We start from the raw sequence: 25,631 nt of genomic DNA, 5'->3' as shown, positions 1-25,631 counted from the left end.
ATTCCGTTTGCCCAGCATGCTGCGCTGATCGTCCACGAGGGCGCCGCCCGGAGGGCTCCCGCTCGCCGCCGGCCCGCCTCCCGCACGGCTCACGGACGATCTTCACGGGTGCCGCCATAGACTCGATGACGTGCACAGCCTCCCCCCGACGATCTCCCCGATGGCCCGCTTCGGCGGTCTCCTCGCCACCGATCTGCGCGATGTGACCAGCGACCCGGCGGCCCTGGATTCCACCGGCTGGTGGGCCGTGGTCGCGGACTTCGAGGGGCGCCTCACCTGTGCCCGCTTCGGCGACGTACGCCCCGCCCCGGCCCCCGCGCCCGTGCCGGGCGGCTGGCGCGGCCCCGCCCCCGAGGACTGGAGCAGCTCGCTGGACCGGGCCGCCTACACCGCGGGCGTACGGCGCATACGCGAGCACATAGCCGCCGGCGAGGTCTACCAGGCCAACCTCTGCCGCGTCCTGAGCGCGCCCCTGCCCGAGCCGGCGGCCGCCGACGTGGACGCCCTTACCGCCCTCCTCGCCCAGGGCAACCCCGCCCCCTACGCGGGAACGGTCCGGCTGCCCGCCCACGGCGTGGAGGTGGCCACCGCCTCACCCGAGCTCTACCTGCGCCGCTCCGGGCGCACCGTGGAGTCCGGGCCCATCAAGGGCACCGGCCGGACCGCCGGGGATCTGCTGGAGAAGGACCACGCCGAGAACGTCATGATCGTGGACCTGGTCCGCAACGACCTCGGGCGCGTCTGCGCCACCGGCACCGTGACCGTCCCCGCCCTGTGCGCGCTGGAACAGCACCCCGGCCTCGTCCACCTGGTCTCCACCGTCCGCGGCGAGCTCGCCGAGCGCGCCGGCTGGGCCGACCTGTTCGCCGCCACCTTCCCGCCCGGCTCGGTGACCGGCGCCCCCAAGGCCAGCGCCCTTGGGATCATCGAGGCCCTGGAGACCGCGCCCCGCGGCCCGTACTGCGGCGGCGTCGGCTGGGTGGACGCCGACCGGGGCACCGGCGAGCTGGCCGTCGGCATCCGCACGTTCTGGATCGACCGCGCGGCCACCGGCGGCCCCGTGCTGCGCTTCGGCACCGGCGCCGGCATCACCTGGGGCTCCGACCCGGAGCGGGAGTGGGCCGAGACGGAACTGAAGGCGTCCCGGCTCCTCGCGATAGCGTCGGCAGCACAGCAGCCGCTAGGAGGGACGAAACGGTGAGAATCTGGTTCAACGGCGCACTGCGTGACGCCGACAGCGCCCAGGTCTCGGTCTTCGATCACGGGCTCACGGTCGGCGACGGCGTCTTCGAGACGCTCAAGGCCACCGACGGCCGGGCCTTCGCCCTGACCCGTCACCTCGCCCGCCTCGGCGCCGGCGCCCGCGGCCTGGGCCTGCCCGAGCCGGACGCGGACGAGATCCGCCGGGCCTGCGCGGCGGTGCTCGAGGCCAACCCCATGCCGCTCGGCCGGCTGCGGATCACCTACACCGGCGGCGTCGCCCCGCTCGGCTCGGACCGGGGCGCCGTGACCCCCACCCTCGTCGTCGCCCTCGTACCGACCTCCCCCCACGCCGACAGCACCGCCGCCGTCACCGTCCCCTGGACCCGTAACGAGCGCGGCGCGCTGGCCGGCCTGAAGTCCACCTCGTACGCCGAGAACGTCGTCGCCCTGGCCCGGGCCAGGGAACAGGGCGCCGGCGAGGCGCTGTTCGCCAACACCGTCGGCGCGCTCTGCGAGGGCACCGGCTCCAACGTCTTCGTCGTCCTCGACGGCGAGCTGCACACCCCGCCCGTCTCCTCCGGCTGCCTGCCCGGCATCACCCGCGCCCTGGTCGTCGAGTGGGCTGGCGCGAAGGAGACCGACCTGCCCTTCGACGTCCTGGACCGCGCGGAGGAGATCTTCCTGACCTCCAGCCTGCGCGACGTGCAGGCCGTGCACACTCTTGACGGTCGTCAACTGCCCGGCGCCCCGGGCCCGGTGACCGCGAAGGCCATGCGGATCTTCGACGAGCACGCGACCGCGGACCTCGATCCGTAAACCGGGTGACGTGGGGCCGCGGGGCCGGTACAACACCAACGTGACCACCACCCTGCGGCCCACCGCACCCGAGCAGCGCACCGACGACGGCGGCCGGTCCCGCTCGTACGAGGTCTGCGTCAACGCCCGGCCCGTCGGCAGGATCGACCTCGCCACGGACGCCCGCTTCGGGCCCGGCTTCGGCCGGATAGCCCACCTCGCCATCGACGAGCGCGACCGGCACCGCGGCCGCGGCACGGTGGCCGCGCTCGCCGCCGAGGAGGTGCTGCGCGGCTGGGGGTGCGCGCAGATCAACGTGAGCGTCCCGGCGGGGGCCGCCACCGCCCTGGCGCTGGCGGGCGCGCTCGGCTACGTCGAACGCAACCGCAACATGACCAAGCCGCTGGCCACCGTCCCCGAGCTGCCGGCGGGCAGCGTCGCCCGCCCCATGAGCGAGGCGGAGTTCGCGCCGTGGCAGCGGGCGGCGAAGGCCGAGTACGCCCGGATGTGGCGGGACCGCGGCGTCTCCCGCGACCGGGCCGAGGCCAAGGCCGAGACCGATCACGCCGCGAAGCTGCCGGCCGGCGTGGCCAGCCCCGGCGCGGTGCTGCGCGTCCTCGCGCACGACGGCGTCGACGTGGGCACCCTGTGGCTGTCGCTGTCCGGCGAAGGCGGCTTCGTCTTCGACGTCGAGGTCGACGCCCGCCACCGAGGCCGCGGCCACGGCCGCACCCTGATGCTGCTCGCCGAGCGCGAGTGCCTGGCGGCCGGGGCCACGACCCTCGGGCTCAACGTCTTCGCCGACAACACCCCGGCCCTGGGGCTGTACACGTCACTGGGCTACGAGCCCACCCAGATCCACCTGTACAAAGTGCTGCACTAGGCGTTCAGCAGCCGGTCGACGATCTCCTCGACGCGCTCGCGCAGCCCCTCCTGGCTCGTGCCACCGTCCAGCCGCTCGCCGTCGATGACGTAGGTGGGCGTGCCGGTCACGCCGATCGCCTTGCCCTCGGCCTGGTCGGCGTCGACGATCAGCATGTGGCGCCCGTCGATCAGCGCGGTGTCCACCTCCCCGGCGTCCAGGCCCAGCTCACCGGCGATCTCCGTCAGCAGCCGCTCGCCCCGGGCGCCGAGCTCCTCGGTGCGGGCCAGCACCGCCTCCGCGTACGGCCACGCCCGCCCCTGCTCTGCGGCCTCCTCGGCGGCCTGCGCGGCGGCGTAGGCGTGCTTGTGCTTCTCCAGCGGGAAGTGCCGCAGCCGGATCTCGAGCCGGTCGCCGTAGCGGGCGCGCAGCGCGCGCAGGTCGTCCATGGCCCGGTGGCAGTCGGGGCACTGCAGCTCGCACCACACGTCCAGGACGGGGCGGACGGGGCGGGGGGTGTCGCTATCGCTCATGGAGCCAGTCTTCCAGCCCGGCGGCGGCGACCCTGAGACGACCCGGAGTTCTCCCCGATCTCCGGGCCGGCCGTGGCCCCGGCCGCCATGGCCGGTGCAGGATGGATGCAGGACCCACCATCGGCAGGAGGACCGGATGCTGACCTCGACCGTATGCGCCGCGGTATCCGCGGCCGGCCTGGGCATCGCCCTGCTGACGGCCTACCGCAAGCGCTTCCTGCGTGCCGCGCGGATAGCGGCCTGGTCCCTGATCCCCGTCGGCCTCGTCATGACGGGCGTCGTCGACTGGGTCACGGACCTGGTGTTCAAGCCCACCGTCTGGGCCGGCTTCGGTGTGCTCGCGCTCTCCGCGCTCCTGTTCATGATCACCCGGGCCGCCGAGCGCCGCACCGGCGGCACCCGCAAGCAGCGCCGCGAGGCGGCGGCCGGCGCACCCGGAGCCGCGGTGGCCCCGGCCGCCTCGGCGCCCTCGCTCGGCCCGGCCCGTACGGCGGACCGCCCCAAGAGCAGGGGGACGCGCGGCTCCGGCGGCGACGCGGAGGACTTCTCCGATATCGAAGCGATCCTCAAAAAACACGGAATCTGAACAACTCCCCCTCACGAGTGACACGTTGGTGAGGTCCCCCGGCGGAGCTGCGCCATGATCTGTCGGAGATGAACGACGAACCGGCCCAGATCACCGACGAGCCGCGCGGCTGTCTGTTCGCGCTCTCCCAGCCGCCGCTGATGTTTTTCCTCGCCTTCATCGCGACCCTGATCCTCGTGACCGCCGTGCACGACCTCTACCGGTGGTGACGTGCGCCCGTCCGGTGCCGCCCGTCAGTCCGAGGCCCCCCGGCGGCGCGCCCGGTACGCGGCGACGTGCAGCCGGTTCCCGCAGGTGCGGCCGTCGCAGTAGCGGCGCGAGCGGTTGCGGGAGAGATCGACGAAGGCCCGTCCGCAATCCGGCGCCTCACAGCGCCGCAGCCGCTCGCGCTCGCCCTCCACCAGCAGGAACGCCAGCGCCATGCCGCCGTCGGCCGCCAGGTGCTCGGCCAGCGAGGCGCCGGGCGCGAAGTAGTGCACATGCCAGTCGTAGCCGTCGTGGTCGGTGAGCCGGGGCGTGGTGCCCGCCTGGGCCACCAGCGCGTTGAGCAGCTCCGCGGCGTACCGGGTGTCGGTGGCGTCGAAAACCTGCGCGATCCGGTCGCGTATGGACCCCACGGCGGCCAGATCCGGCTCGCCGAGGGTGTCGATGCCGCTGATGTCGTGGCGCTCGACGAAGCCCTCCAGCGCGGCCAGGTCGTCGAGGTCCATGTTCAACAGGTCGACGATGGCGTCGAGCGTGCACCGGGTGTCGTGGTTGATCAGCACGGAACGTTCGCTCCCTGGCCGGATGGAGGTAGGGCGGCAAGTGTTCGACCGCGGGGAGCAGACTCTAGCGGCTCCGCAACGCGACGGCGCCGTCGCCCGCGGTGGATCCGCGGCGACGGCGCCGTCCTCGTGCCGTATGCGAGATGTCCGGATGTGGCGCGCGGCCTCCCCGAGTGGGCCGGCGCGCCCGGATCAGCTCCGGCCCGGCATCAGCTCTCCGCCAGGATGTGGGAGAGCTCGGTGTCCAGATCGAAGTGACGGTGTTCGGTGCCCGGTGGAACCGCGGCGTCGGTCCGCTTCAGGAACGACTCCAGGGCCCGGGCCGGGGCCTCCAGCAGGGCCTCGCCCTCCGGCGAGCTCAGGGCGATGCAGACGACGCCCTGGCCGTGGCTGCGGGAGGGCCAGACGCGGACGTCGCCGGTTCCGGTGGGCCGGTGCAGGCCCTCCGCGAGCAGGTCCCGGGCGAAGACCCACTCGACCGTCTCTTCGGCTCCGGTGTGGAAGGTGGCGTGCACGGCATAGGGATCGGCCGTGTCGTACCGCAGGCCTGCGGGTACAGGCAGTGAGGATTCGCTCGACACAACGAGGCGCAGGTGCAGCTCGCAGCTGACCGTGGTGTTCATAAGCGCCAGGGCCTTTCGCTCAGTGTGCGCTCGGGGATTCGCACGTCGGCGAAATCGACATGCCACCTACGGTGCCGTTGTAAACCCCTCTGACCGTTTTGAGGCCCTTCGTATACCTCGTACGGCCCAGTCGTCGCGGCGCGCGTACCGCCGAACCGGTGACTTCGGGCCCGTCGGGTACTTTGGGCCGTATGAACGCGGAGAGTGACGAGCAGAGATCCGCAGCTGCGGACGACATCGACGACATCGCCGAGCCCGGAAAGCCCCTCGGCTCCCGGGCCCCCCACTTCGTCAAGCGGTCCCGGCCCCTGCACCTGAGCTGGCAGGTGGGCGTCTTCGTCGTCGGCCTGGCCGTCGTCGTGGCCGGCGTCATCATGCTGCCCCTGCCCGGGCCGGGCTGGCTGGTGATCTTCGGTGGCATGGCGATCTGGGCGACCGAGTTCGTCTGGGCCCAGCTGGTGCTGCGCTGGACCAAGCGCAAGGTCACCGAGGCCGCCCAGCGCGCCCTCGACCCCAGGGTCCGGCGCCGCAACATCACGCTCACCGTGATCGGGCTCGTCATCGTCACCGCCCTCGTCGGCGTCTACGTCGCCCGGTACGGCATCCAGATGCCCTGGAAGGTCTCCCGCTGACCACCGCCCGGCCCCTGACCAGGCACGGGTGGTTCTAGGCACCGCCTGACATGCGGTAATGTTTGCGGTGCGCCCGGGCGATTAGCTCAGCGGGAGAGCGCTTCGTTCACACCGAAGAGGTCACTGGTTCGATCCCAGTATCGCCCACATCACACCGAGGGTCCGCGAGGTACACACTTCGCGGGCCCTCGGTTTTTTGCGCCCCGGAGCGGGCCCGGGCGCCCACCGGAAAGGACCGCCGGACGGGATTTGAACGAGACCCGCCGCGACCTGTATTGTTCAGTGCGTTCCCGGGGGAAACCCCGAGACGCTCCCGGGCGATTAGCTCAGCGGGAGAGCGCTTCGTTCACACCGAAGAGGTCACTGGTTCGATCCCAGTATCGCCCACACATCCGGAAGGCCGGTCCATCAACTGATGGGCCGGCCTTCCGCATTGCCGCCCACCCGTTACGCCACCGCCCTCACGCCGCGGCGGGCAGCCCCGGCCGCAGCGGCCACGCCGGATCGCACTCCTCGTCCGAGCCGTTGCGCGCGAACCACGCCTGCAGCCCCCGCGCCTGCGCCGCGTGCCACACCGCCTGCCGCGTGTGCAGCTCCGCCGGGCTCAGCCGCTCCAGCCGCGAGGCGAACCGGCGCCCCACCGCCCGGACGAGCTCCAGCGCCGCCGTCGCGTCCGCCGCCGCGTCGTGCGCCCCCGCCAGCTCCACCCCGTAGTGCGCGCACAGATCCGACAGCGTGCGACGCCCCTTGCGGTAGCGGTCCAGATGCTTGTCCAGCACCCACGGGTCCATCACGCACAGCGCCCCGCCCCCCAGGTACGAGGCCAGCGACGACGCCCGGTGCCGGCGCAACTCCCGGTCCAGCAGCGTCAGATCGAACGGCGCGTTCATCACCACCAGCGGTATGCCCCGCGTGGCATGCCCCGCCAGGGCCCGCGCCACCTCCTCCATCACCGGCGCCGGCCACCGGCCGTGGCGCTGCAGATGCTCATCACCGAGCCCATGTATCGCCGTCGCCTCCGCGGGCACGGGCACCCCCGGATTCACCAGCCACCGCGTGACCACCGGCGAGGCCCCCGCCTGTGACTGCGTCACGAAGGCCGCCGAGACGATCCGGTCGTGCTCCACATCGACACCGGTCGTCTCGGTGTCGAAGGCGGCCAACGGCCCCTCGAACCAACAGGGCATGACACAACTCCTCGCGCTTGTACGTCACATGGCGTGTTTCGCCTCCCCGCTCAGGTGATACCCGGCCACCCCGCTGCCCGAACCGCCGCTGTTTGCCGGGGAGTTCGCATGGAGACAACACAGGAGGAGACCCGAAAACATGCGAGCCCGGAAGGTATTTCGGACATGGCGCTCGCTCAGCCCGACCCGGCCACGCCCACGAGCGGCCGGCCGCCCGGGCAGCCCGCACCACCGCGCGGCACCCTCGCCACCACCGCGTGCATGGAGACCCTCCAGGTCGGCTACCTGCACGCCGTCGCGGCCGCCGCCGGCTGCTCCCTCGCGCAGCCCTTCCCCGACAACGGCATCGACTGGCACGTCAGCCACAGCGCCCCCGGCCACGCCGCCGACGACGAGGTCACCATCAAGGTCCAGCTCAAGAGCACCTACCAGCTGGGCCCCCGCGCCCCCACGGCCTCACCCGCCGCCCGCCCGCCCCGCCACCTCACCGCCCACGCCTCGGCCCGCCCGCCGGAGCCCCGCCCCCCGCTGCCGCCCGCCCCCTTCCCGCCCCCCGGGCCGACCTTCGCCTTCACCCTCGACAACGACCACCTGGCCAAGCTCGCCCGCACCCCCGTGTCGGTCCACAAGATCCTCGTCGTGATGATCGTGCCGCGCGCCCGGGACGACTGGCTGCTGGCGGGCCACGACCACCTCGCACTGCGGCACTGCTGCTACTGGACCAACCTGGCCGGCCACCCCGTCACCGGCCGGCGCAGGACCACCGTGCGGATCCCGACCTCGCGCGTCTTCGACGACCGCGCACTCTGCGAGATCATGACCCGGGTCGGGGCGGGAGGGAGACCCTGATGCACCGGCCCACCCACGACCCCCGGCACCACCCCGACCCCGCCGTTCTCGGCGCCCTCCTGGCGCGCCACGGCTGGCGGCGGCGCGGGGGAGCGCCCGGGCGCTACAGCCGCTGGACACCGCCCGAGGGCACCGGCACCAGCCTCCTCGTGCCCGTCGGCCACGCCTTCCCCGACAGCGCCGACCTGCTCGCCGAGGCCCTCACCGCCCTCGAGCGCAGCGCCGCGCCCTCCGCCCGCGACATCCTCCTGGCCCTGCACCGGCCCAGCGACGAGATCCGCTGGTGCCAGGAGATCCCCGGGCCCGGCGCCCCCGCCGCCTGGAGCGCCCAGGAACGCCTGCGGTCCGGCGCCCGCGCCCTCCTGCTCGCCGGGGCCCTTGCCGCCCGCGGCAGGGCCGGCCACCACGGGGCCCGCGGCCGCCGGCAGGCCGAGGCGGCCCTGGACCCGCTGCTGGCCTGCCCCGACCCCGAAGGCCGCCGGCTCACCGTCTTCGTACCGGTCGAACCCCCGGTCGGCGCCGTCACCGAAGGCGGCCGCCCCCTGGTGACCGCACTGCTGCGCGCCCTGCAGGCCGCCCGGGACGCCACCGACTACCAGCGCGCCACCGGCCGCCCGGACGCCTTCGACGCCGCGGTCGGGGCCGGCGTGTGCCAGGAGCTCACCGAGGCCCTCGTCGCCCTGGTCGGCGGCGCGCAGGGGATACGCATCGCAGTGGAGTGGGCACCGGCCGTGGGCCCGCCCGAGGGCTTCGCCGCCCGCCCCGAACCCGTCGAGTTCTCCGCGGGCGACCTGCCCGCGCTGCGCGAGGCCGGCGCCCGCTACGTACGCCACGAGCCCTCCCTGCCCGTACGGCTCACCGCGACCGTGGTCCGCATGCGCCGCGAGGCGCCCGGCGGGCCCGGCACCGTGCGACTGCGCGTCCTGACCGGCGCGGACGTCACCCAGGTACGGGCCACCCTCGCCGAGGACGACTACCGCATCGCCGGCCACGCCCACCTCGCCGGGCTGGCTGTCACCGTCAGCGGACGGCTGGAGAGCCGGGCCGGCTTCCGTCGGCTGGCCGACGCCGGCGGCGTGCTGCCCGTCCGGGTCGACGAGGCGGAGCGGGACCGGCTGCTGAAGTCCCTGCACGAGAACCTCGACGTCTTCGAGGAGAAGCACGATGCCGGATGACCGGCGCCGGATAACCGTTTAGCGTCCAGTGCGCCGGGCTCGGTACGATTCAGGCGCGCAGTGACCACTGCAGCGCCCCATACGTCAGGAGAGACCGGTGTCAGACGTCCGTGTGATCATCCAACGCGATTCCGAGCGGGAAGAGCGCGTGGTGACGACGGGCACTACGGCGGCCGACCTCTTCGCCGGTGAGCGCACCATCGTCGCCGCGCGCGTCGCGGGCGAGCTGAAGGACCTCGCGTACGTCGTCGCCGACGGCGAGGAGATCGAGCCCGTCGAGATCTCCTCCGAGGACGGCCTCAACATCCTGCGCCACTCGACCGCCCACGTCATGGCCCAGGCCGTGCAGGAGCTCTTCCCCGAGGCCAAGCTGGGCATCGGCCCGCCGGTCAAGGACGGCTTCTACTACGACTTCGACGTCGAGAAGCCGTTCACTCCCGATGACCTCAAGCTCATCGAGAAGCGCATGCAGGAGATCCAGAAGCGCGGTCAGCGCTTCTCACGCCGCGTGGTCACCGACGACGCCGCCCGCGAGGAGCTGGCCGACGAGCCGTACAAGCTCGAGCTGATCGGCCTCAAGGGCTCGGCCTCGCACGACGACGGCGCGGACGTCGAGGTGGGAGCGGGCGAGCTCACCATCTACGACAACCTCGACCCGAAGACCGGCGAGCTGTGCTGGCGCGATCTGTGCCGGGGCCCGCACCTGCCGACGACCCGGATGATCCCGGCGTTCAAGCTGATGCGCAACGCCGCCGCGTACTGGCGCGGCAGCGAGAAAAACCCCATGCTCCAGCGCATCTACGGCACCGCGTGGCCGACCAAGGACGAGCTGAAGGCGCACCTGGAGTTCCTGGCCGAGGCCGAGAAGCGCGACCACCGCAAGCTCGGCTCCGAGCTGGACCTGTTCTCCATCCCGGAGCAGATCGGCTCGGGCCTGGCGGTCTTCCACCCCAAGGGCGGCATCATCCGCCGGGTCATGGAGGACTACTCCCGCAAGCGGCACGAGGAGGAGGGGTACGAGTTCATCTACACCCCCCACGCCACGAAGGGGAAGCTCTTCGAGACCTCGGGCCACCTGGACTGGTACGCCGACGGCATGTACCCGCCCATGCAGCTCGACGAGGGCGTGGACTACTACCTCAAGCCCATGAACTGCCCCATGCACAACCTCGTCTTCGATGCGCGGGGACGCTCCTACCGGGAGCTTCCGCTGCGCATGTTCGAATTCGGGACCGTGTACCGGTACGAGAAGTCGGGCGTCGTGCACGGCCTGACCCGTGCCCGCGGCTTCACCCAGGACGACGCGCACATCTACTGCACCCGTGAGCAGATGGCCGAGGAGCTCGACCGCACCCTCACCTTCGTCCTGGACCTGCTGCGCGACTACGGTCTGAACGACTTCTACCTCGAGCTGTCCACCAAGGACGAGACGAAGTTCGTCGGCACCGATGAAGCCTGGGAAGAGGCCACCGAGACGCTGCGCAAGGTCGCGGAGAAGCAGGGCCTCGAGCTGGTCGCCGACCCGGGCGGCGCGGCCTTCTACGGCCCGAAGATCTCGGTGCAGGCGCGTGACGCCATCGGCCGGACCTGGCAGATGTCGACCATCCAGCTGGACTTCAACCTGCCGGAGCGCTTCGACCTGGAGTACACGGCGGCTGACGGCACCAAGCAGCGCCCGGTCATGATCCACCGTGCGCTGTTCGGCAGCATCGAGAGGTTCTTCGCCGTCCTGCTGGAGCACTACGCGGGTGCGTTCCCGGCGTGGCTGGCTCCGGTCCAGGCGGTCGGCATCCCGATCGGTGACGCGCACGTCGAGTACCTGCAGGAGTTCGCCGCCGAGGCGAAGAAGAAGGGCCTGCGGGTCGAGGTGGACTCCTCTTCGGACCGGATGCAGAAGAAGATCCGGAACGCGCAGAAGTCCAAGGTGCCGTTCATGATCATCGTCGGTGACGACGACATGAACGCGGGCACGGTCTCGTTCCGCTACCGGGACGGCTCGCAGGAGAACGGCGTTCCGCGCCAGGAGGCGCTGGCGAAGCTCGTCGACGTCGTGGAGCGTCGCGTCCAGGTGTGACGCGTTCCCCGCCCATGCGGGGTCGGAGGGGCGGCCCACCAGGGCCGCCCCTCCTCGCGTCCGCCCCGGGGAATATGCTTGCCTGCATGACGAGTGAGCCGGAGCAGCAGTTCGGAGTGGGGGCGCCGGACGCCTTCCAGCGCCTGTGGACGCCCCACCGGATGGCGTACATCCAGGGCGAGGGCAAGCCCACCGGCCCCGGGGCCGACGACGGCTGCCCGTTCTGTTCGATCCCGGCCAAGAGCGACGAGGACGGGTTGATCATCGCCCGGGGCGAGCTCGTCTACGCCGTCCTGAACCTCTACCCCTACAACGGCGGCCACTGCATGATCGTGCCGTTCCGGCACGTCGCCGACTACACCGACCTGGACGAGGCCGAGACGGTCGAGCTGGCCGACTTCACCAAGCGTGCGATGCGGGCGCTGCGTGCGGCCTCCGGGGCGCACGGCTTCAATATCGGCATGAACCAGGGGGCCACCGCCGGCGCGGGCATCGCCGCCCATCTGCACCAGCACATCGTGCCTCGCTGGGGCGGGGACACCAATTTCCTGCCGGTCGTCGGCCACACCAAGGTGCTGCCCCAACTCCTCGCGGACACGCGGAAGATGCTCGCGGACGTCTGGCCGACCGTCTAGCCGCGGCCAGGCGTTGTCGGAATGGTGGTCGTATGACGACCGGACATGACACACCCGAGCAAAATCGGGCAAATCACACCAATTCTTTCTAAAGAAGCTCTAATGGGACGGTGACCTTCCTTCACCGTCGCACCGTGCTGCGCGCGGCCGCGGGCAGCGCCCTGGCCGGGGCCGTCGGGACTGCCGCCTCGGGGTGCGGCGGGGACCGGACGGCCACCGGCTCGCGGGCGCGTACGCCGGCGGCCGCGCGGACGGGGACCGCCGCGGCCGCCCGGCCGTCGATGCCGCCGGGGCCGCCGTTGCTGCTGCCCAGGCTGCCGGCGGGGCTGCCGGCACAGATCGAACACGGTCCGCGCGGCAACCGGGCGGTGGCCCTGACCTTCCACGGCCAGGGGGACCGGAAGTCCACCACCGCGCTGCTGACGGAGGCCGAGCGGGCCGGGGCCCGGCTCACCGTGCTCGCCGTCGGCCAGTGGCTCGACGCCGAGCCCCAGCTCGCGCGGCGGGTGCTCGACGGCGGGCACGAGCTGGGCAATCACACGATGCGGCATCTGAACATCTGCTCGATGCCGGCCAAGGCCGCCTACGCCGAGATCACGGAGTGCGCGGACCGGCTGCGCCGGCTCACGGGCGGCATCGGCCGCTGGTTCCGTCCCTCCCGTGCGCAGCGGGCCACCGATGAGGTGGTGCGGCTGGCACGCAAGGCGGGGTACCCGCACATCCTGTCGTACGACGTGGACTCCCTCGACCACACCGACCCGGGTGCCGAGGCGGTCCGGCGTACCGTGCTGAGCGCGGTACGGCCCGGGTCGGTCGTGAGTCTGCACTTCGGGCATGCCGGCACGGTCGCCGCGCTGCCCGCGATCCTCGACGGCCTGCACCGCCGCGGTCTGCGTGCGGTGACGACTACGGAGCTGCTGACCCGATGATCCAGTTCTCGCATCACCGTTCCCGTCCCCGTACCCCCTTCCGCACGCGGGGAGTGCGCACGGCCGCGCTCCTGACGGCGGCCTGTGCCCTGCTGGCGGCGTCCGGCTGTGGCGGCGGCCGGGACGGGGGGGCCGGCAAGCCGCAGCAGGGCGCCCACAGTCAGGGCGCGGGCCGCGGGGTCCCGCAGGGGCTGCCGGGGATGCCGCCGCTGCTGGATCCGAACGACCTGTACGCGGCGGACCGGCCGAACGCCCTGTCGCCGGTGGTGAAGGACTTCCCGTCGCGGGTGTACGTGCCCAACACGGAGTCGGACACGGTCAGCGTCATCGACCCCAAGACGTACAAGGTCATCGAGACCATCCCGGTGGGCAACCAGCCCCAGCACGTCGTCCCCTCCTGGGACATGAAGACGCTGTGGGTCAACAACGACCGCGGGCACACGCTCACGCCCATCGACCCGGCCACCGGCAAGCCCGGTAAGACGGTCGACGTGCACGACCCGTACAACCTCTACTTCACTCCCGACGGCAAGTACGCGGTGGTGATGGCGTCGATGGACCGGGAGCTGGTGTTCCGGGACGCGCACACGATGAAGCGGGTGAAGACCGAGCATGTGAACTGCCTGGGGGTCAACCACGCGGACTTCTCGCCGGACGGGCGCTACTTCATCGTCTCGTGCGAGTTCTCCGGGGAGCTGCTGAAGGTCGACACGGCCCGGATGAAGGTGATCGACAAGCAGAAGCTGCCGTTCGACGGGGCGATGCCGCAGGACGTGAAGATCGCCTCGGACGGCAAGACGTGGTACGTCGCGGACATGATGGCCGACGGGTTGTGGGTGCTGGACGGCGACAAGTTCGGCGAGCCGTGGCTGATGCCCACGGGCAAGGGCGCGCACGGGCTGTATGTGAGCCGTGATTCGAAGTCGATGTACATCTCCAACCGGGGCGAGGGTTCGATCTCGGTGCTGGACCTGCCCAGCCGCAAGCTGGTGAAGAAGTGGGAGCTGCCCGACGGCGGGAGCCCGGACATGGGCGGGGTGTCGGCGGACGGCAAGGTGCTGTGGCTGTCGGGGCGCTATGACAGCGAGGTCTACGCGATCGACACCGAGGACGGGCACCAGATCGCCCGGATCAAGGTGGGCGACGGCCCGCACGGCCTGGCGGTCTATCCGCAGCCGGGCCGGTACTCGCTGGGCCACACCGGGATCTTCCGGTAGGGCGTGGCCCAGCGGGGGGCCTCAGGCGTTGTAGACGTCGGCCTGGCGCGGTGTGGGGTCCTGCACCGCGCCGCTGAGGTTGCCGGCGCGGCTGGCGAAGCGGGTGGTGTCGACGCCGTGCTCGGTGAGGACGCGGAGCGTGGCCTCGTGGACGACGCGGAGCACGGGGGTGGCGGCGCGCAGGGCGTCGTCGGCCATGAAGCGGTGGCGCCAGGGCTTGTCGGCCCAGGCGTGGCGCAGGCCGAAGGGCTCGGGCAGCACGAGCTTGCCGCCCCAGTACTCCAGGAGCGGCGGGTACCAGGTGAGGGGGGCGCGGGCGGCGAGCCGGACGACCTCGCGGGGTTCGACGACGGGCAGGGTGCGGGTGTAGGTCTCCCAGAACTTCAGGCCCTTCTTGAAGGTCCGGGTGCGGTTCTTGGGCCTGGCGTTGAAGACGGCGTGGGTGGGGCCGAGGGCGTGGCCGGTGACCTCGATGCGCAGGGTCTTGTGCAGGACGGTGACGTTGATGAGCAGGTTGATGACCAGCTGGCCGTCCCAGAGGACGAACTGGACGCCGAGGTAATGGCGGTCGCCGCTGCCGAAGTGCTGTTTGTCGCAGATCTCCTGGAGCTTGGCGCCCCGTATCTGGTACGAGGCCGCGTCGCTGCCGCCGGGGCGGGAGACGGCGGAGGCGCCTTCGCCGATGGGGGAGACGACCCAGTGCTCGACGTGGGGCTGGGGGAGGCCGCCGGTGTTGATGGGGGTGCGCTCCAGCAGCTTGAGCTGGTCGTGCACGGCGCGGGCGATGTCCCAGCTGCGGAAGGGGTTGATGTCCTTGCCGGGCTCGAGGGGGGCGAGGTCCTCGGCGAGCTGCCAGCTGCCCCAGCGGGTGCCCATGCCGAGTATGCCCTTGGGGCCGGCGTAGAAGACGAGGTTGCTCTGCTGCTCGGCGCTGAGCTTCGCCAGGTTCTGGCGCAGCTGCTCGGCGGCGGTCTGGCCGGGGGTGGAGGGGACGGCTTCGGGGATCTTGGCGGCGACGCCGCCGCCGTCGAGCAGGCCGGTCCAGCGCTCGCGCAGGTCCTTGGCGGTGCGCTCGCAGACGGTCTTCGCCCAGTAGCCGCCGACGAGGGGGGCGATGATCATGGCGCGGAGGTAGAGGCCCAGGAGGCCGTTGAGCGGCGCCTTGACCATGAAGATCACGACGACGGCGGCGAGGGCCACGAGCAGGGTGGTGCCCAGCGCCCCGGCGCGCTTGTTCTGGGCGCCGGCCAGGCTGCGGCGCAGCTGGAAGGCGCCGAGCCACAGCAGGACGCCGGGCAGGAAGAGCAGTCCGAAGACGGCCATGATCAGGGTGAGCCTGGTGTCGCGCTCCTTGCGGATGCGGGACGCTGCCAGGCAGTGCTCGACGATGACCTGGGGCTCGAGGCCGAAGGACTGGATGAGGGGCTTGCGCCCGCCGCCGAGCATGCGGGTCTGCACGGCGCGGGCGAAGGCCTCGCCGAGGTTGGGCTCGAAGAGGGAGATGCGGGGCTTCTTCACCTCGGACTTGGCCCATTCGGAGTTGGCCTTGAGCAGCTCCTCGACCGGGCCGTCGCGGTAGGCCGCCGAGGCCAGCGCCTGGGTCGCCGCGGTCTGCCCGGCGCCGCCGGCGACCGGGATCTGCGCACCCGGGCTGAAGTCGTACGCGTCGCCTGTTGCCACTGATGCCCCCAATGCCGTACGCGTCCGGTGCGCCGGCCTGCTCCCGACTACCGCCCATGGACTGCGTCATGGGCCGCGTGCTCAGCGTAATGGGGCCGGGGCCGTCTGTCGTGGGAGATCGGAAAGCCGCCCGCACCAAGCGAGTTGATGTGGGCGGCTTGTGAACTATGCGCCGTTCTCCGCCTGTTCGCGAATGCGGTCCGCGAGCTGCGGTGGCATCGGCTCGTGCCGGGCGTAGGAGCGGCTGAACCGCCCGGTGCCGTGCGACAGGGAGCGCAGGTCCACCGCGTAGCGGCCGATCTCGATCTCCGGGACCTCGGCGCGTACGAGGGTGCGGCCGGCGCCGGACTGCTCCGTGCCGACGACGCGGCCGCGTCGTCCGGACAGGTCGCTCATGACCGGACCGACGTAGTCGTCGGAGACCAGCACCTGGAGCTCGGCGACCGGTTCGAGGAGGTGGATGCGGGCCTCGGCGGCGGCCTCGCGCAGGGCGAGGGCGCCGGCGGTCTGGAAGGCCGCGTCCGAGGAGTCCACCGAGTGCGCCTTGCCGTCGAGGAGGGTCACCCGCACGTCGACCAGCGGATAGCCGGCCGCGACGCCGCGCGCGGCCTGGGCCCGTACGCCCTTCTCCACCGAGGGGATGAACTGGCGGGGGACCGCGCCGCCCACGACCTTGTCCACGAACTCGATGCCGGAGCCGCCGGGCAGCGGCTCCACCTCGATCTCGCAGATGGCGTACTGGCCGTGGCCGCCGGACTGCTTGACGTGCCGGCCGCGGCCGGCCGCCCGGGTGCCGAAGGTCTCGCGCAGCGACACCTTGTGCGGCACCACGTCGACCTGGACGCCGTAGCGGGTGCGCAGCCGCTCCAGGGCCACGTCGCGGTGTGCCTCGCCCAGGCACCACAGGACCACTTGATGGGTGTGCTGGTTGTGCTCCAGCCGCATCGTGGGGTCCTCGGCCACGAGCCGGGACAGGCCTTGGGAGAGCTTGTCCTCGTCCGGCTTGCTGTGCGCCTGGATGGCGACGGGCAGCAGCGGGTCGGGCATGAGCCACGGTTCCATCAGCAGCGGGTCGGTGCGGCAGGAGAGGGTGTCCCCGGTCTCGGCCCGCACCAGCTTGGCCACGCAGGCGATGTCGCCGGCGACGGCCTGGTTGAGCTGGCGCTGGTGCTTGCCGAAGGGCGAGGTGAGGGCACCGACGCGCTCGTCGACGTCGTGGCTCTCGTGGCCCCGGTCCTCCAGGCCGTGCCCGGAGACGTGCACGGTCTCGTCGGGGCGCAGGGTGCCGGAGAAGACCCGGACCAGGGAGATGCGTCCGACGTAGGGGTCCGAGGCGGTCTTGACCACCTCGGCCGCCAGCGGGCCGGCCGGATCGCAGGCCAGCTCGGGGCGGGGGGCTCCGTCGGGCGTGGTGACGACGGGAGCCGTGCGCTCGGTCGGGGTGGGGAAGCCGCCGGTGATCAGCTCCAGCAGCTCGACCGTGCCCAGGCCCTGTTTGGCGCCGTCCGTGGCGGGCGCCGCGGCGAGCACGGGGTGGAAGCGGCCGCGGGCGACCGCGGTCTCCAGATCGCCGATCAGGGTCTTGACGTCGATCTCCTCGCCGGCGAGGTAGCGGTCCATGAGGGTCTCGTCCTCGCTCTCGGCGATGATCCCCTCGATGAGCCGGTTGCGGGCCTCCTCGATCAGCGGCAGCTGGTCGGGGCCGGGGGCGGCCTCGGTCCGGGTGCCGGAGGAGTAGTCGAACACGCGCTGGGTGAGCAGGCCCACGAGGCCGGCCACCGGGCGGTGGCCGTCGGGGCCCTCCTCCCCGTGCAGGGGGAGGTAGAGCGGGAGCACGCTGTCGGGGTCGTCGTTGCCGAACGCCTCGCGGCACGTCGCGGTCATCTCCTCGAAGTCCGCCCGGGCGGCCTCCAGGTGCGTCACCACGATGGCGCGGGGCATCCCGACCGCCGCGCACTCCTCCCACACCATGCGGGTCGGGCCCGCGATGCCCTCGGCGCCCTCGGCCGCCGAGACGACGAAGAGGGCCGCGTCCGCGGCGCGCAGACCGGCCCTCAGCTCGCCGACGAAGTCGGCATAGCCGGGTGTGTCCAGCAGGTTGATCTTGATCCCGGCCCATTCGACGGGCACGAGGGACAGCTGTACCGAGCGCTGCTGACGGTGTTCGATCTCGTCGTAGTCGGACAGGGCCGAGCCGTCCTCGACCCGGCCGGCCCGGTTGACCGCGCCGGTGGCCAGTGCCAGCGCCTCCACCAGCGTCGTCTTTCCGGAGCCACTGTGGCCGACCAGCACCACGTTGCGGATAGCGTCCGGCCGGTCGGCCGTCACTGCTCTGCCCGCGGCCCCTGGGTGGGTACTCGTCTTCTCGCCCATGTGTCTCGCCTCCCGGTCGACACCTGCGGTCCTTCGAGCTTTCCACCGTGGTCACGCTGCGTCCATACGTCGCACAGGCGCACGCAACCGCCCGCCCCCCGAGTGAGCCCGCCGGGGCGGACGGCCGCGACGGGCGTGACCTGCGCCATGGGCCGGGGGAGCGACGTCTGCGCGGTGGGCCCCCGTGGCCTGGCTACGATGGGCCAGCCGGTGGCCTTCCGACCACCCGGCCCGATACGACCCTCCGGGAAGGCCATGCTGAACAAGTACGCGCGTGCTTTCTTCACGCGTGTTCTCACGCCGTTCGCCGCTCTGCTCATTCGCCTGGGCGTCAGCCCCGACGCGGTGACTCTCATCGGTACCGGTGGCGTGGTGGCGGGTGCGCTGGTCTTCTACCCCCAGGGCGAGTTCTTCTGGGGCACGATCGTCATCACCCTCTTCGTCTTCTCCGACCTGGTCGACGGCAACATGGCGCGCCAGCTCGGCCGCTCGAGCCGCTGGGGGGCCTTCCTCGACTCGACGCTGGACCGGGTCGCCGACTCGGCGATCTTCGGCGGTCTCGCCCTGTGGTATGCCGGGGGCGGCGACAGTCTCCCGCTGTGCGCGGTGGCGATCTTCTGCCTCGCCAGTGGCCAGGTCGTGTCGTACACCAAGGCGCGCGGCGAGAGCATCGGGCTGCCGGTCAACGTCAACGGCCTGGTCGAGCGCGCCGAGCGACTGGTGATCTCCCTGGTGGCCTGCGGCTTCTCCGGCCTCCACGCGTTCGGTGTGCCGCACATCCAGATCCTGCTGCCGATCGCCCTGTGGATCGTGGCCGTGGGCAGCCTGATCACGCTGATCCAGCGGATGGTCACCGTGCGCCGCGAGTCCGCCGAGGCGGACGCCGCCGCGACGGCCGGCGGGGGCGAGGCCGGGTGAAGGACCGGCTGACCGACGCGCTGTACGGGCTGGGCTGGAGCACCGTCAAGAAGCTTCCCGAGCCCGTCGCCACCGGGCTGGGACGGCGGATCGCCGACGTGGCCTGGAAGCGGCGCGGCCAGGGCGTGCTGCGTCTGGAGGCCAACCTCGCCCGGGTCGTGCCCGACGCCGGGCCGGCCCGGCTCGCCGAGCTGTCCCGGGCGGGCATGCGCTCCTACATGCGCTACTGGATGGAGTCCTTCCGGCTGCCGACGTGGAGCGAGGAGCGCATCCGCGGCGGCTTCTCGGCCGAGGAACTGCACCGCCTGGAGGAGGCGCTGGCGAGCGGTCGCGGCGTCGTCGTGGCCCTGCCCCACATGGGCAACTACGACCTGGCCGGCGCCTGGCTCACCACCGAGCTGGGCACGCCCTTCACCACCGTCGCCGAGCGGCTCAAGCCCGAGACGCTCTACGACCGCTTCGTGGCCTACCGCGAGGGCCTGGGCATGGAGGTCCTGCCGCACGCCGGGGGCAGCGCCTTCGGCACCCTCGCCCGGCGGCTGCGCGCCGGCGGCGTGGTCTGCCTGGTGGCCGACCGCGACCTGTCCTCCTCCGGCGTCGAGGTCACCTTCTTCGGCGAGGCCGCCAAGATGCCCGCCGGCCCCGCCATGCTGTCCGTGCAGACCGGCGCACTGCTGCTGCCGGTCACCCTCTGGTACGACCGGTCGCCGGTGATGCGCGGGCGCATACACGCCCCCATCGAGGTGCCGGAGAGCGGGACCCGGGCGCAGAAGGCCGCGGCGATGACGCAGCGGCTCGCCGACGCCTTCGCCTCGGGCATCGCCGAACACCCGCAGGACTGGCACATGCTGCAGCGGCTGTGGCTCGCCGACCTCGACCGGCGCCCGCCCCGCCCCGACGAGAGCTCCGGAACGGAGAAGCCTTGAGGATCGGGATCGTCTGCCCGTATGCGTGGGACGTCCCCGGAGGCGTCCAGTTCCACATCCGTGACCTGGCCGAGCATCTGATCGGGCTGGGCCACGAGGTGTCGGTGCTGGCGCCGGCCGACGACGAGACGCCGCTGCCGCCCTTCGTCGTCTCCGCCGGCCGAGCGGTCCCCGTGCCCTACAACGGCTCGGTGGCCCGCCTGAACTTCGGCTTCCTCTCGGCCGCCCGGGTACGCCGCTGGCTGCACGAGGGCGACTTCGACGTCATCCACATCCACGAGCCCACCTCCCCCTCGCTGGGCCTGCTGTCGTGCTGGGCCGCCCAGGGCCCGATCGTGGCGACCTTCCACACCTCCAACCCGCGCTCCCGCGCCATGATCGCGGCCTATCCGATCCTGCAGCCCGCGCTGGAGAAGATCAGCGCCCGCATCGCGGTGAGCGAGTACGCCCGCCGCACGCTGGTCGAGCACCTGGGCGGCGACGCGGTCGTCATCCCCAACGGCGTCGACGTCGGCTTCTTCGCCGGTGCCGAGCCCCGGCCCGAGTGGCAGGGCCGGACCATCGGCTTCATCGGCCGCATCGACGAGCCCCGCAAGGGCCTGCCCGTCCTCATGCGCGCCCTGCCCAGGATCCTCGCCGAGCGCCCGGACACCAGGCTCCTGGTCGCCGGCCGGGGCGACGAGGAGGAGGCCGTCGCCGCCCTGCCCCCCGCGATGCGCGCCAACGTCGAGTTCCTCGGCATGATCAGCGACGAGGACAAGGCCCGCCTGCTGCGCAGCGTCGACGTCTACGTGGCGCCCAACACCGGTGGCGAGTCCTTCGGCATCATCCTCGTCGAGGCCCTGTCGGCGGGCGCCCCCGTCCTCGCCAGCGACCTGGACGCCTTCGCGCAGGTCCTCGACCGGGGCGCGGCCGGCGAGCTGTTCGCCAACGAGGACGCCGACGCCCTCGCCGCCGCGGCCCTGCGGCTGCTGGGCGACCCAGGGCGCCGCGCGGAGCTGAGCGAGCGCGGCAGCAGGCACGTACGCCGCTTCGACTGGTCCGTGGTCGGCGCCGACATCCTGGCCGTCTACGAGACGGTCACGGCCGGCGCGGCCTCGGTCGCCGCCGACGAGCGCACCAGCCTGCGCGCCCGCTTCGGCCTCGCCCGCGACTAGCGGCGCCAACCCGTCGTCCCCGGCCGCAGTCGAAGAGCTCAGCCGCCGTGGCCGGGGACGTCCGGCTGCCCGGGCGGCGAGCGGTAACGTGACCCGGCGTGACCACTTTGATCTGGATCGCGGCCGCCCTGGTCGTCATCGGCGTCTACCTGAGCTGGACCGCGGGCCGGCTGGACCGGCTGCACAGCCGCATCGACGCCGCCCGCGCCGCCCTGGACGCCCAGCTGCTGCGGCGGGCCTCGGTGGCCCAGGAGCTCGCCACCGCCGGGATCCTCGATCCGGCCGCCTCGATCGTGCTCTATCAGGCGGCGCACGCCGCCCGGCAGGCTGAGGAGGAGCACCGCGAGGTCGCCGAGAGCGAGCTGAGCCAGGCCCTGCGGGCGGTCTTCGGCGAGGCGCCGCAGGTCGAGGCCGTACGGCAGGCGCCCGGCGGCGAGGAGTCGCTGGAGGAGCTGGCCCAGGCCGTGCGCCGGGTGCCGATGGCGCGGCGGTTCCACAACGACGCGGTCCGGGCGGCCCGGGCGCTGCGCCGCCACCGCACGGTGCGCTGGTTCCGGCTGGCCGGCCATGCCCCGTTCCCCATGGCCTTCGAGATGGACGACGAGCCTCCGGCGGTGCTCGGCGACCGCAGCGGCCACTGACCGCGGCCTCCTGGGGGCGACGCCAGGGCCCCCGCCGCGCTGCGACAAGCCACTCACCTCGAATTGGCCCTTTTTCGGGTCCACCGGCACTGGGTTTGATGACGCTGCAGCATCACCGCCCTTGATAGTGAGGTCACATCGTGTCCAGCCCCACCACGCAGAATCCCGAGACCGGCACGGCGCGCGTCAAGCGCGGCATGGCCGAGCAGCTCAAGGGCGGCGTGATCATGGACGTCGTCAACGCCGAGCAGGCGAAGATCGCCGAGGACGCGGGCGCCGTGGCCGTCATGGCCCTGGAGCGGGTCCCCGCCGACATCCGCAAGGACGGCGGCGTGGCCCGGATGTCCGACCCGAACATGATCGAAGAGATCATCGGCGCCGTCTCCATCCCGGTCATGGCCAAGTCCCGCATCGGCCACTTCGTCGAGGCCCAGGTCCTGCAGTCCCTCGGCGTCGACTACATCGACGAGTCCGAGGTCCTCACCCCCGCCGACGAGATCAACCACTCCGACAAGTGGGCGTTCACCACCCCCTTCGTCTGCGGTGCCACCAACCTCGGCGAGGCCCTGCGCCGCATCGCCGAGGGCGCGGCCATGATCCGCTCCAAGGGCGAGGCCGGCACCGGCAACGTCGTCGAGGCCGTCCGCCACCTGCGCCAGATCAAGAACGAGATCGCCAAGCTGCGCGGCTTCGACAACAACGAGCTCTACGCCGCTGCCAAGGAGCTGCGCGCCCCCTACGAGCTGGTCAAGGAGGTCGCCGAGCTCGGCAAGCTGCCCGTCGTCCTCTTCTCCGCCGGTGGCGTCGCCACCCCCGCGGACGCCGCGCTGATGCGCCAGCTCGGTGCCGAGGGCGTCTTCGTCGGCTCCGGCATCTTCAAGTCCGGCGACCCGGCCAAGCGCGCCGCCGCCATCGTGAAGGCCACCACCTTCTACGACGACCCGAAGATCATCGCGGACGCCTCCCGCAACCTCGGCGAGGCCATGGTCGGCATCAACTGCGACACCCTGCCCGAGGCCGAGCGCTACGCCAACCGCGGCTGGTAACACCACGTTCGTCCCGGTGGGCGGTCCGCAGCAGTCCGCGGGCCGCCCACCGGCGTCGTAGATCCCTGAGAGGTACGCACCCGTGACCACCACCCCCACCATCGGCGTCCTCGCCCTCCAGGGCGACGTCCGCGAGCACCTCGTGGCCCTCGCCGCGGCCGACGCCCTCGCCCGCCCGGTGCGCCGCCCCGAGGAGCTCGCCGAGGTCGACGGCCTGGTCATACCCGGTGGCGAGTCGACCACCATGTCCAAGCTCGCGGTCGTCTTCGGGATGCTGGAGCCGCTGCGCGAGCGCGTCCGCGCCGGCATGCCCGTCTACGGCACCTGCGCCGGCATGATCATGCTCGCCGACAAGCTCCTGGACGGCCGCGAGGACCAGGAGACCCTCGGCGGCATCGACATGATCGTGCGGCGCAACGCCTTCGGCCGGCAGAACGAGTCCTTCGAGGCGGCGGTCGAGATGGCCGGCATCGACGGCGGCCCCGTCGAGGGCGTCTTCATCCGCGCCCCCTGGGTCGAGTCCGTCGGCGCGGCCGCCGACGTCATCGCCACCTACGACGGCCACACGGTCGCCGTCCGGCAGGGCAACGTACTGGCCACGTCCTTCCACCCGGAGCTCACCGGCGACCACCGAGTGCACGCCCTCTTCGTGGAGATGGTGCGCGCAGCGCGGTAGCGGGATCCCGGTAGGATCTCAGTCGTTCGTTCTCAGAATTTGGTTACGCGAAGGAGACAGGCGGATGTCCGGCCACTCTAAATGGGCTACGACGAAGCACAAGAAGGCCGTGATCGACGCCAAGCGCGGCAAGCTCTTCGCGAAGCTGATCAAGAACATCGAGGTCGCGGCCCGCATGGGCGGCGCCGACATCGACGGCAACCCGACGCTCTACGACGCCATCCAGAAGGCGAAGAAGAGCTCGGTGCCGAACAAGAACATCGACTCCGCGGTCAAGCGCGGCGCCGGTCTTGAGGCGGGCGGCGCCGACTACGAGACGATCATGTACGAGGGTTACGGCCCGAACGGTGTCGCGGTGCTCATCGAGTGCCTCACCGACAACCGCAACCGCGCCGCCTCCGACGTGCGCGTCGCCATGACCCGCAACGGCGGCTCCATGGCCGACCCGGGTTCGGTGTCGTACCTGTTCAACCGCAAGGGCGTCATCATCGTCCCCAAGGGCGAGCTCACCGAGGACGACGTGCTCGGCGCGGTCCTGGACGCCGGTGCCGAGGAGGTCAACGACCTCGGCGAGTCCTTCGAGGTCATCTCCGAGGCCACCGACCTGGTCGCGGTCCGCACCGCGCTCCAGAAGGAAGGCATCGACTACGACTCGGCCGAGGCCAACTTCGTCCCCACCATGCAGGTGGAGCTCGACGAGGAGGCCGCGCGCAAGATCTTCAAGCTGATCGACGCCCTGGAGGACAGCGACGACGTGCAGAACGTCTTCGCCAACTTCGACGTCTCCGACGACGTCATGGCCAAGGTCGACGCGTAAGGCTTGTCGACCGCGGTCGGCCGCGGTCGCTCGGCGGGCCGGCGGGGAACACACCCCGCCGGCCCGTCGGCATGAGCGGCCGTTGTCAGTGGCAGCGGATAGCCTTCCGGGCAGATGATCGAAGGGAGGGGCGATGCGAGTGCTGGGTGTTGACCCGGGGCTGACACGGTGCGGCGTCGGCGTGGTGGAAGGCGCCGCGGGCCGTCCGCTGCGCATGGTCGGCGTCGGCGTCGTCCGCACCCCGGCGGAGGCGGAGGTCGCCGAGCGCCTCGTCCTCATAGAGCGCGGCATCGAGGAGTGGCTCGACGCCCACCGCCCCGAATACGTCGCCGTGGAGCGGGTGTTCAGCCAGCACAACGTCAGCACGGTCATGGGCACCGCCCAGGCCAGCGCCGTCGCGATGCTCTGCGCCGCCCGCCGCGGGCTGCCGGTCGCCCTGCACACCCCCAGCGAGGTCAAGGCCGCCGTCACCGGCTCCGGCCGGGCCGACAAGGCCCAGGTCGGATCGATGGTCACCCGGCTGCTGCGGCTCGACGCCCCGCCGAAGCCCGCCGACGCCGCCGACGCCCTCGCCCTGGCCATCTGCCACATCTGGCGGGCCCCCGCGGCCGGCCGCCTGCAGCGGCTCGCCGAGGCCCAGCGCCGTTCCCCCGCTTCCGTACGACTCCCGAAGGGCACCCGATGATCGCCTTCGTCTCCGGCCCGGTCGCCGCCCTCGCCCCGGACACCGCCGTCGTCGAGGTCGGTGGCATCGGCATGGCCGTGCAGTGCACGCCGGGCACCCTCTCCGGGCTCCGCGTCGGCCAACAGGCCAGGCTCGCCACGTCCCTGGTGGTCCGTGAGGACTCCCTGACCCTCTACGGTTTCGCCGACGACGACGAGCGCCAGACCTTCGAGCTGCTGCAGACAGCCAGCGGCGTCGGCCCCCGCCTCGCCCAGGCCATGCTCGCCGTCCACACGCCCGACGCCCTGCGCCGCGCCTTCGCCTCCGGCGACGAAAAGGCCCTCACCGCCGTGCCCGGCATCGGCAAGAAGGGCGCCCAGAAGCTGCTGTTGGAGCTCAGGGACCGGCTCGGCGAGCCGGTCGGTCCGGCCGCCGCGGCCGCGGCGACGTCGGCCGCCGCCGGCTGGCGCGACCAACTGCACGCCGCGCTCGTGGGTCTTGGCTACGCGGGCCGCGACGCGGACGAGGCGGTGGCGGCGGTGACGCCCCAGGCCGAGGCCGTCGCCGCCGAGGGCGGCACCCCGCAGGTGGGGCAGTTGCTGCGAGCGGCCCTGCAGAGCCTGAACCGGGCGCGGTGAGGGTGGGGGAAGACCCACCGCCAACGGC

Annotated in this window: 27 protein-coding genes and 2 tRNA genes; 23 read left to right on the top strand and 6 right to left on the bottom strand. The window is 72.2% G+C overall.

Annotated elements, in window-relative coordinates:
- Nucleotides 1–160 precede the first annotated feature (160 nt).
- The 3 genes from ABZ956_RS23400 to ABZ956_RS23390 are packed head-to-tail and all read left to right on the top strand — an operon-like array spanning nucleotide 161 to nucleotide 2,881.
- Entirely contained in the window at nucleotides 161–1,201 is a 1,041-nt protein-coding gene (locus ABZ956_RS23400) for a chorismate-binding protein (RefSeq protein ID WP_361897148.1), read from the top strand.
- Entirely contained in the window at nucleotides 1,198–2,019 is an 822-nt protein-coding gene (locus ABZ956_RS23395; RefSeq protein ID WP_361896931.1) for an aminodeoxychorismate lyase, read from the top strand. The genes ABZ956_RS23400 and ABZ956_RS23395 overlap by 4 nt, the downstream gene beginning before the upstream one ends.
- A 40-nt stretch (nucleotides 2,020–2,059) precedes the next feature.
- On the top strand, nucleotides 2,060–2,881 hold the full coding sequence (locus ABZ956_RS23390) for a GNAT family N-acetyltransferase (RefSeq protein ID WP_361896929.1): 822 nt from the start codon (nucleotides 2,060–2,062) through the stop codon (nucleotides 2,879–2,881).
- Here the strand turns inward: ABZ956_RS23390 and ABZ956_RS23385 are convergent.
- On the bottom strand, nucleotides 2,878–3,393 hold the full coding sequence (locus tag ABZ956_RS23385) for a DsbA family protein (RefSeq protein WP_361896926.1): 516 nt from the start codon (nucleotides 3,391–3,393) through the stop codon (nucleotides 2,878–2,880). The two genes, ABZ956_RS23390 and ABZ956_RS23385, sit on opposite strands and share 4 nt — an antisense overlap.
- 136 nt (nucleotides 3,394–3,529) lie before the next feature.
- Here ABZ956_RS23385 and ABZ956_RS23380 point away from each other — a divergent pair, with 136 nt between their 5' ends.
- Nucleotides 3,530–3,979 (top strand): hypothetical protein, encoded by a 450-nt coding sequence (locus tag ABZ956_RS23380; protein WP_361896923.1) that lies wholly within the window; start codon nucleotides 3,530–3,532, stop codon nucleotides 3,977–3,979.
- 68 nt (nucleotides 3,980–4,047) lie between these two features.
- Nucleotides 4,048–4,188: a hypothetical protein gene (locus tag ABZ956_RS23375; RefSeq protein ID WP_177338528.1), complete on the top strand. Its 141-nt coding sequence runs from the start codon at nucleotides 4,048–4,050 to the stop codon at nucleotides 4,186–4,188.
- Between the two features lie 24 nt (nucleotides 4,189–4,212).
- Here the strand turns inward: ABZ956_RS23375 and ABZ956_RS23370 are convergent, their stop codons facing one another.
- Complete coding sequence (locus ABZ956_RS23370) at nucleotides 4,213–4,746, bottom strand: CGNR zinc finger domain-containing protein (RefSeq protein ID WP_361896920.1); 534 nt, start codon at nucleotides 4,744–4,746, stop codon at nucleotides 4,213–4,215.
- 209 nt (nucleotides 4,747–4,955) lie between these two features.
- A complete protein-coding gene (locus ABZ956_RS23365) occupies nucleotides 4,956–5,369 on the bottom strand; it encodes an SsgA family sporulation/cell division regulator (RefSeq protein WP_003959770.1) in 414 nt (137 codons plus the stop codon).
- 191 nt (nucleotides 5,370–5,560) lie between these two features.
- Between ABZ956_RS23365 and ABZ956_RS23360 the strand changes: the two genes are divergently transcribed.
- The 3 genes from ABZ956_RS23360 (at nucleotide 5,561) to ABZ956_RS23350 (ending at nucleotide 6,388) form a co-directional block, all read left to right on the top strand.
- The gene (locus tag ABZ956_RS23360; protein WP_361896917.1) at nucleotides 5,561–6,001 is read left to right on the top strand and encodes a TIGR02611 family protein; all 441 of its coding nucleotides are present in this window, start codon (nucleotides 5,561–5,563) and stop codon (nucleotides 5,999–6,001) included.
- A 75-nt stretch (nucleotides 6,002–6,076) separates the two neighbouring features.
- Nucleotides 6,077–6,148 (top strand) — tRNA-Val (locus ABZ956_RS23355).
- A gap of 168 nt (nucleotides 6,149–6,316) precedes the next feature.
- Nucleotides 6,317–6,388 (top strand) — tRNA-Val (locus ABZ956_RS23350).
- Nucleotides 6,389–6,462: 74 nt separating this feature from the next.
- Here the strand turns inward: ABZ956_RS23350 and ABZ956_RS23345 are convergent.
- Nucleotides 6,463–7,188: a 3'-5' exonuclease gene (locus ABZ956_RS23345; RefSeq protein WP_361896914.1), complete on the bottom strand. Its 726-nt coding sequence runs from the start codon at nucleotides 7,186–7,188 to the stop codon at nucleotides 6,463–6,465.
- Nucleotides 7,189–7,353: 165 nt separating this feature from the next.
- Here ABZ956_RS23345 and ABZ956_RS23340 point away from each other — a divergent pair, with 165 nt between their 5' ends.
- The 6 genes from ABZ956_RS23340 to ABZ956_RS23315 all read left to right on the top strand — a co-directional run bounded on the left by ABZ956_RS23340 (nucleotide 7,354) and on the right by ABZ956_RS23315 (nucleotide 14,067).
- On the top strand, nucleotides 7,354–8,037 hold the full coding sequence (locus ABZ956_RS23340; protein WP_361896911.1) for a DUF4365 domain-containing protein: 684 nt from the start codon (nucleotides 7,354–7,356) through the stop codon (nucleotides 8,035–8,037).
- Nucleotides 8,037–9,212, top strand: a complete 1,176-nt coding sequence (locus ABZ956_RS23335) for a hypothetical protein (RefSeq protein ID WP_361896908.1) — start codon at nucleotides 8,037–8,039, stop codon at nucleotides 9,210–9,212. Before ABZ956_RS23340 ends, ABZ956_RS23335 begins: the two co-directional genes overlap by 1 nt.
- A 97-nt stretch (nucleotides 9,213–9,309) precedes the next feature.
- Complete coding sequence (gene thrS / locus ABZ956_RS23330; RefSeq protein ID WP_361896905.1) at nucleotides 9,310–11,286, top strand: threonine--tRNA ligase; 1,977 nt, start codon at nucleotides 9,310–9,312, stop codon at nucleotides 11,284–11,286.
- A gap of 74 nt (nucleotides 11,287–11,360) precedes the next feature.
- Nucleotides 11,361–11,921, top strand: a complete 561-nt coding sequence (locus ABZ956_RS23325) for an HIT domain-containing protein (protein ID WP_361896902.1) — start codon at nucleotides 11,361–11,363, stop codon at nucleotides 11,919–11,921.
- A 110-nt stretch (nucleotides 11,922–12,031) separates the two neighbouring features.
- Nucleotides 12,032–12,850, top strand: coding sequence for a polysaccharide deacetylase family protein (locus ABZ956_RS23320; RefSeq protein ID WP_361896899.1), 819 nt, complete (start codon nucleotides 12,032–12,034; stop codon nucleotides 12,848–12,850).
- Nucleotides 12,847–14,067, top strand: a complete 1,221-nt coding sequence (locus ABZ956_RS23315) for a beta-propeller fold lactonase family protein (protein WP_361896896.1) — start codon at nucleotides 12,847–12,849, stop codon at nucleotides 14,065–14,067. The genes ABZ956_RS23320 and ABZ956_RS23315 overlap by 4 nt, the downstream gene beginning before the upstream one ends.
- 21 nt (nucleotides 14,068–14,088) lie before the next feature.
- Here the strand turns inward: ABZ956_RS23315 and ABZ956_RS23310 are convergent, their stop codons facing one another.
- Together ABZ956_RS23310 and ABZ956_RS23305 are read right to left on the bottom strand one after the other, a co-directional pair.
- Entirely contained in the window at nucleotides 14,089–15,747 is a 1,659-nt protein-coding gene (locus tag ABZ956_RS23310) for a hypothetical protein (protein ID WP_361896893.1), read from the bottom strand.
- Nucleotides 15,748–15,912: 165 nt separating this feature from the next.
- Nucleotides 15,913–18,120: an elongation factor G-like protein EF-G2 gene (locus ABZ956_RS23305; RefSeq protein WP_361896891.1), complete on the bottom strand. Its 2,208-nt coding sequence runs from the start codon at nucleotides 18,118–18,120 to the stop codon at nucleotides 15,913–15,915.
- Nucleotides 18,121–18,375: 255 nt separating this feature from the next.
- Here ABZ956_RS23305 and pgsA point away from each other — a divergent pair, with 255 nt between their 5' ends.
- From pgsA to ruvA, 9 genes are all read left to right on the top strand, one after another.
- A complete protein-coding gene (gene pgsA, locus ABZ956_RS23300; RefSeq protein ID WP_361896888.1) occupies nucleotides 18,376–19,038 on the top strand; it encodes a phosphatidylinositol phosphate synthase in 663 nt (220 codons plus the stop codon).
- Nucleotides 19,035–19,964, top strand: a complete 930-nt coding sequence (locus tag ABZ956_RS23295) for a phosphatidylinositol mannoside acyltransferase (RefSeq protein ID WP_361896885.1) — start codon at nucleotides 19,035–19,037, stop codon at nucleotides 19,962–19,964. The genes pgsA and ABZ956_RS23295 overlap by 4 nt, the downstream gene beginning before the upstream one ends.
- Entirely contained in the window at nucleotides 19,961–21,121 is a 1,161-nt protein-coding gene (locus ABZ956_RS23290; RefSeq protein ID WP_361896882.1) for a glycosyltransferase family 4 protein, read from the top strand. Before ABZ956_RS23295 ends, ABZ956_RS23290 begins: the two co-directional genes overlap by 4 nt.
- A gap of 98 nt (nucleotides 21,122–21,219) precedes the next feature.
- Nucleotides 21,220–21,762: a hypothetical protein gene (locus tag ABZ956_RS23285; RefSeq protein WP_361896879.1), complete on the top strand. Its 543-nt coding sequence runs from the start codon at nucleotides 21,220–21,222 to the stop codon at nucleotides 21,760–21,762.
- Nucleotides 21,763–21,899: 137 nt separating this feature from the next.
- Entirely contained in the window at nucleotides 21,900–22,808 is a 909-nt protein-coding gene (gene pdxS / locus ABZ956_RS23280) for a pyridoxal 5'-phosphate synthase lyase subunit PdxS (protein ID WP_361897145.1), read from the top strand.
- 82 nt (nucleotides 22,809–22,890) lie between these two features.
- The gene (gene pdxT / locus ABZ956_RS23275; RefSeq protein WP_361896876.1) at nucleotides 22,891–23,484 is read left to right on the top strand and encodes a pyridoxal 5'-phosphate synthase glutaminase subunit PdxT; all 594 of its coding nucleotides are present in this window, start codon (nucleotides 22,891–22,893) and stop codon (nucleotides 23,482–23,484) included.
- Nucleotides 23,485–23,548: 64 nt separating this feature from the next.
- Nucleotides 23,549–24,301 (top strand): YebC/PmpR family DNA-binding transcriptional regulator, encoded by a 753-nt coding sequence (locus ABZ956_RS23270; RefSeq protein WP_361896873.1) that lies wholly within the window; start codon nucleotides 23,549–23,551, stop codon nucleotides 24,299–24,301.
- Between the two features lie 133 nt (nucleotides 24,302–24,434).
- Nucleotides 24,435–24,986, top strand: coding sequence for a crossover junction endodeoxyribonuclease RuvC (gene ruvC, locus ABZ956_RS23265; RefSeq protein ID WP_361896870.1), 552 nt, complete (start codon nucleotides 24,435–24,437; stop codon nucleotides 24,984–24,986).
- Nucleotides 24,983–25,603 carry a Holliday junction branch migration protein RuvA gene (ruvA, locus tag ABZ956_RS23260; protein WP_361896867.1) on the top strand — a complete coding sequence of 207 codons (621 nt, stop codon included), beginning with the start codon at nucleotides 24,983–24,985 and terminating at the stop codon, nucleotides 25,601–25,603. Before ruvC ends, ruvA begins: the two co-directional genes overlap by 4 nt.
- Nucleotides 25,604–25,631: the final 28 nt, after the last annotated feature.

Origin of the sequence: Streptomyces sp. NPDC046261 (assembly GCF_040646235.1) — a bacterium.
Classification (GTDB): Bacteria; Actinomycetota; Actinomycetes; order Streptomycetales; family Streptomycetaceae; genus Streptomyces.
The sequence above is the reverse complement of the archived record's forward strand: the minus strand, read 5'-3'. Positions and strand labels throughout refer to the sequence as shown.

Excerpts from the sequence above, each read along its gene's own strand:
- ABZ956_RS23400 (WP_361897148.1), top strand. The coding sequence starts at position 161 with ATGGCCCGCTTCGGCGGTCTCCTCGCCACCGATCTGCGCGATGTGACC.
- ABZ956_RS23385 (WP_361896926.1), bottom strand. The coding sequence starts at position 3,393 with ATGAGCGATAGCGACACCCCCCGCCCCGTCCGCCCCGTCCTGGACGTG.
- ABZ956_RS23380 (WP_361896923.1), top strand. The coding sequence starts at position 3,530 with ATGCTGACCTCGACCGTATGCGCCGCGGTATCCGCGGCCGGCCTGGGC.
- ABZ956_RS23375 (WP_177338528.1), top strand. The coding sequence starts at position 4,048 with ATGAACGACGAACCGGCCCAGATCACCGACGAGCCGCGCGGCTGTCTG.
- ABZ956_RS23365 (WP_003959770.1), bottom strand. The coding sequence starts at position 5,369 with ATGAACACCACGGTCAGCTGCGAGCTGCACCTGCGCCTCGTTGTGTCG.
- ABZ956_RS23360 (WP_361896917.1), top strand. The coding sequence starts at position 5,561 with ATGAACGCGGAGAGTGACGAGCAGAGATCCGCAGCTGCGGACGACATC.
- ABZ956_RS23345 (WP_361896914.1), bottom strand. The coding sequence starts at position 7,188 with ATGCCCTGTTGGTTCGAGGGGCCGTTGGCCGCCTTCGACACCGAGACG.
- ABZ956_RS23340 (WP_361896911.1), top strand. The coding sequence starts at position 7,354 with ATGGCGCTCGCTCAGCCCGACCCGGCCACGCCCACGAGCGGCCGGCCG.
- ABZ956_RS23335 (WP_361896908.1), top strand. The coding sequence starts at position 8,037 with ATGCACCGGCCCACCCACGACCCCCGGCACCACCCCGACCCCGCCGTT.
- ABZ956_RS23325 (WP_361896902.1), top strand. The coding sequence starts at position 11,361 with ATGCTTGCCTGCATGACGAGTGAGCCGGAGCAGCAGTTCGGAGTGGGG.
- ABZ956_RS23315 (WP_361896896.1), top strand. The coding sequence starts at position 12,847 with ATGATCCAGTTCTCGCATCACCGTTCCCGTCCCCGTACCCCCTTCCGC.
- ABZ956_RS23305 (WP_361896891.1), bottom strand. The coding sequence starts at position 18,120 with ATGGGCGAGAAGACGAGTACCCACCCAGGGGCCGCGGGCAGAGCAGTG.
- pgsA (WP_361896888.1), top strand. The coding sequence starts at position 18,376 with ATGCTGAACAAGTACGCGCGTGCTTTCTTCACGCGTGTTCTCACGCCG.
- ABZ956_RS23270 (WP_361896873.1), top strand. The coding sequence starts at position 23,549 with ATGTCCGGCCACTCTAAATGGGCTACGACGAAGCACAAGAAGGCCGTG.
- ruvC (WP_361896870.1), top strand. The coding sequence starts at position 24,435 with ATGCGAGTGCTGGGTGTTGACCCGGGGCTGACACGGTGCGGCGTCGGC.
- ruvA (WP_361896867.1), top strand. The coding sequence starts at position 24,983 with ATGATCGCCTTCGTCTCCGGCCCGGTCGCCGCCCTCGCCCCGGACACC.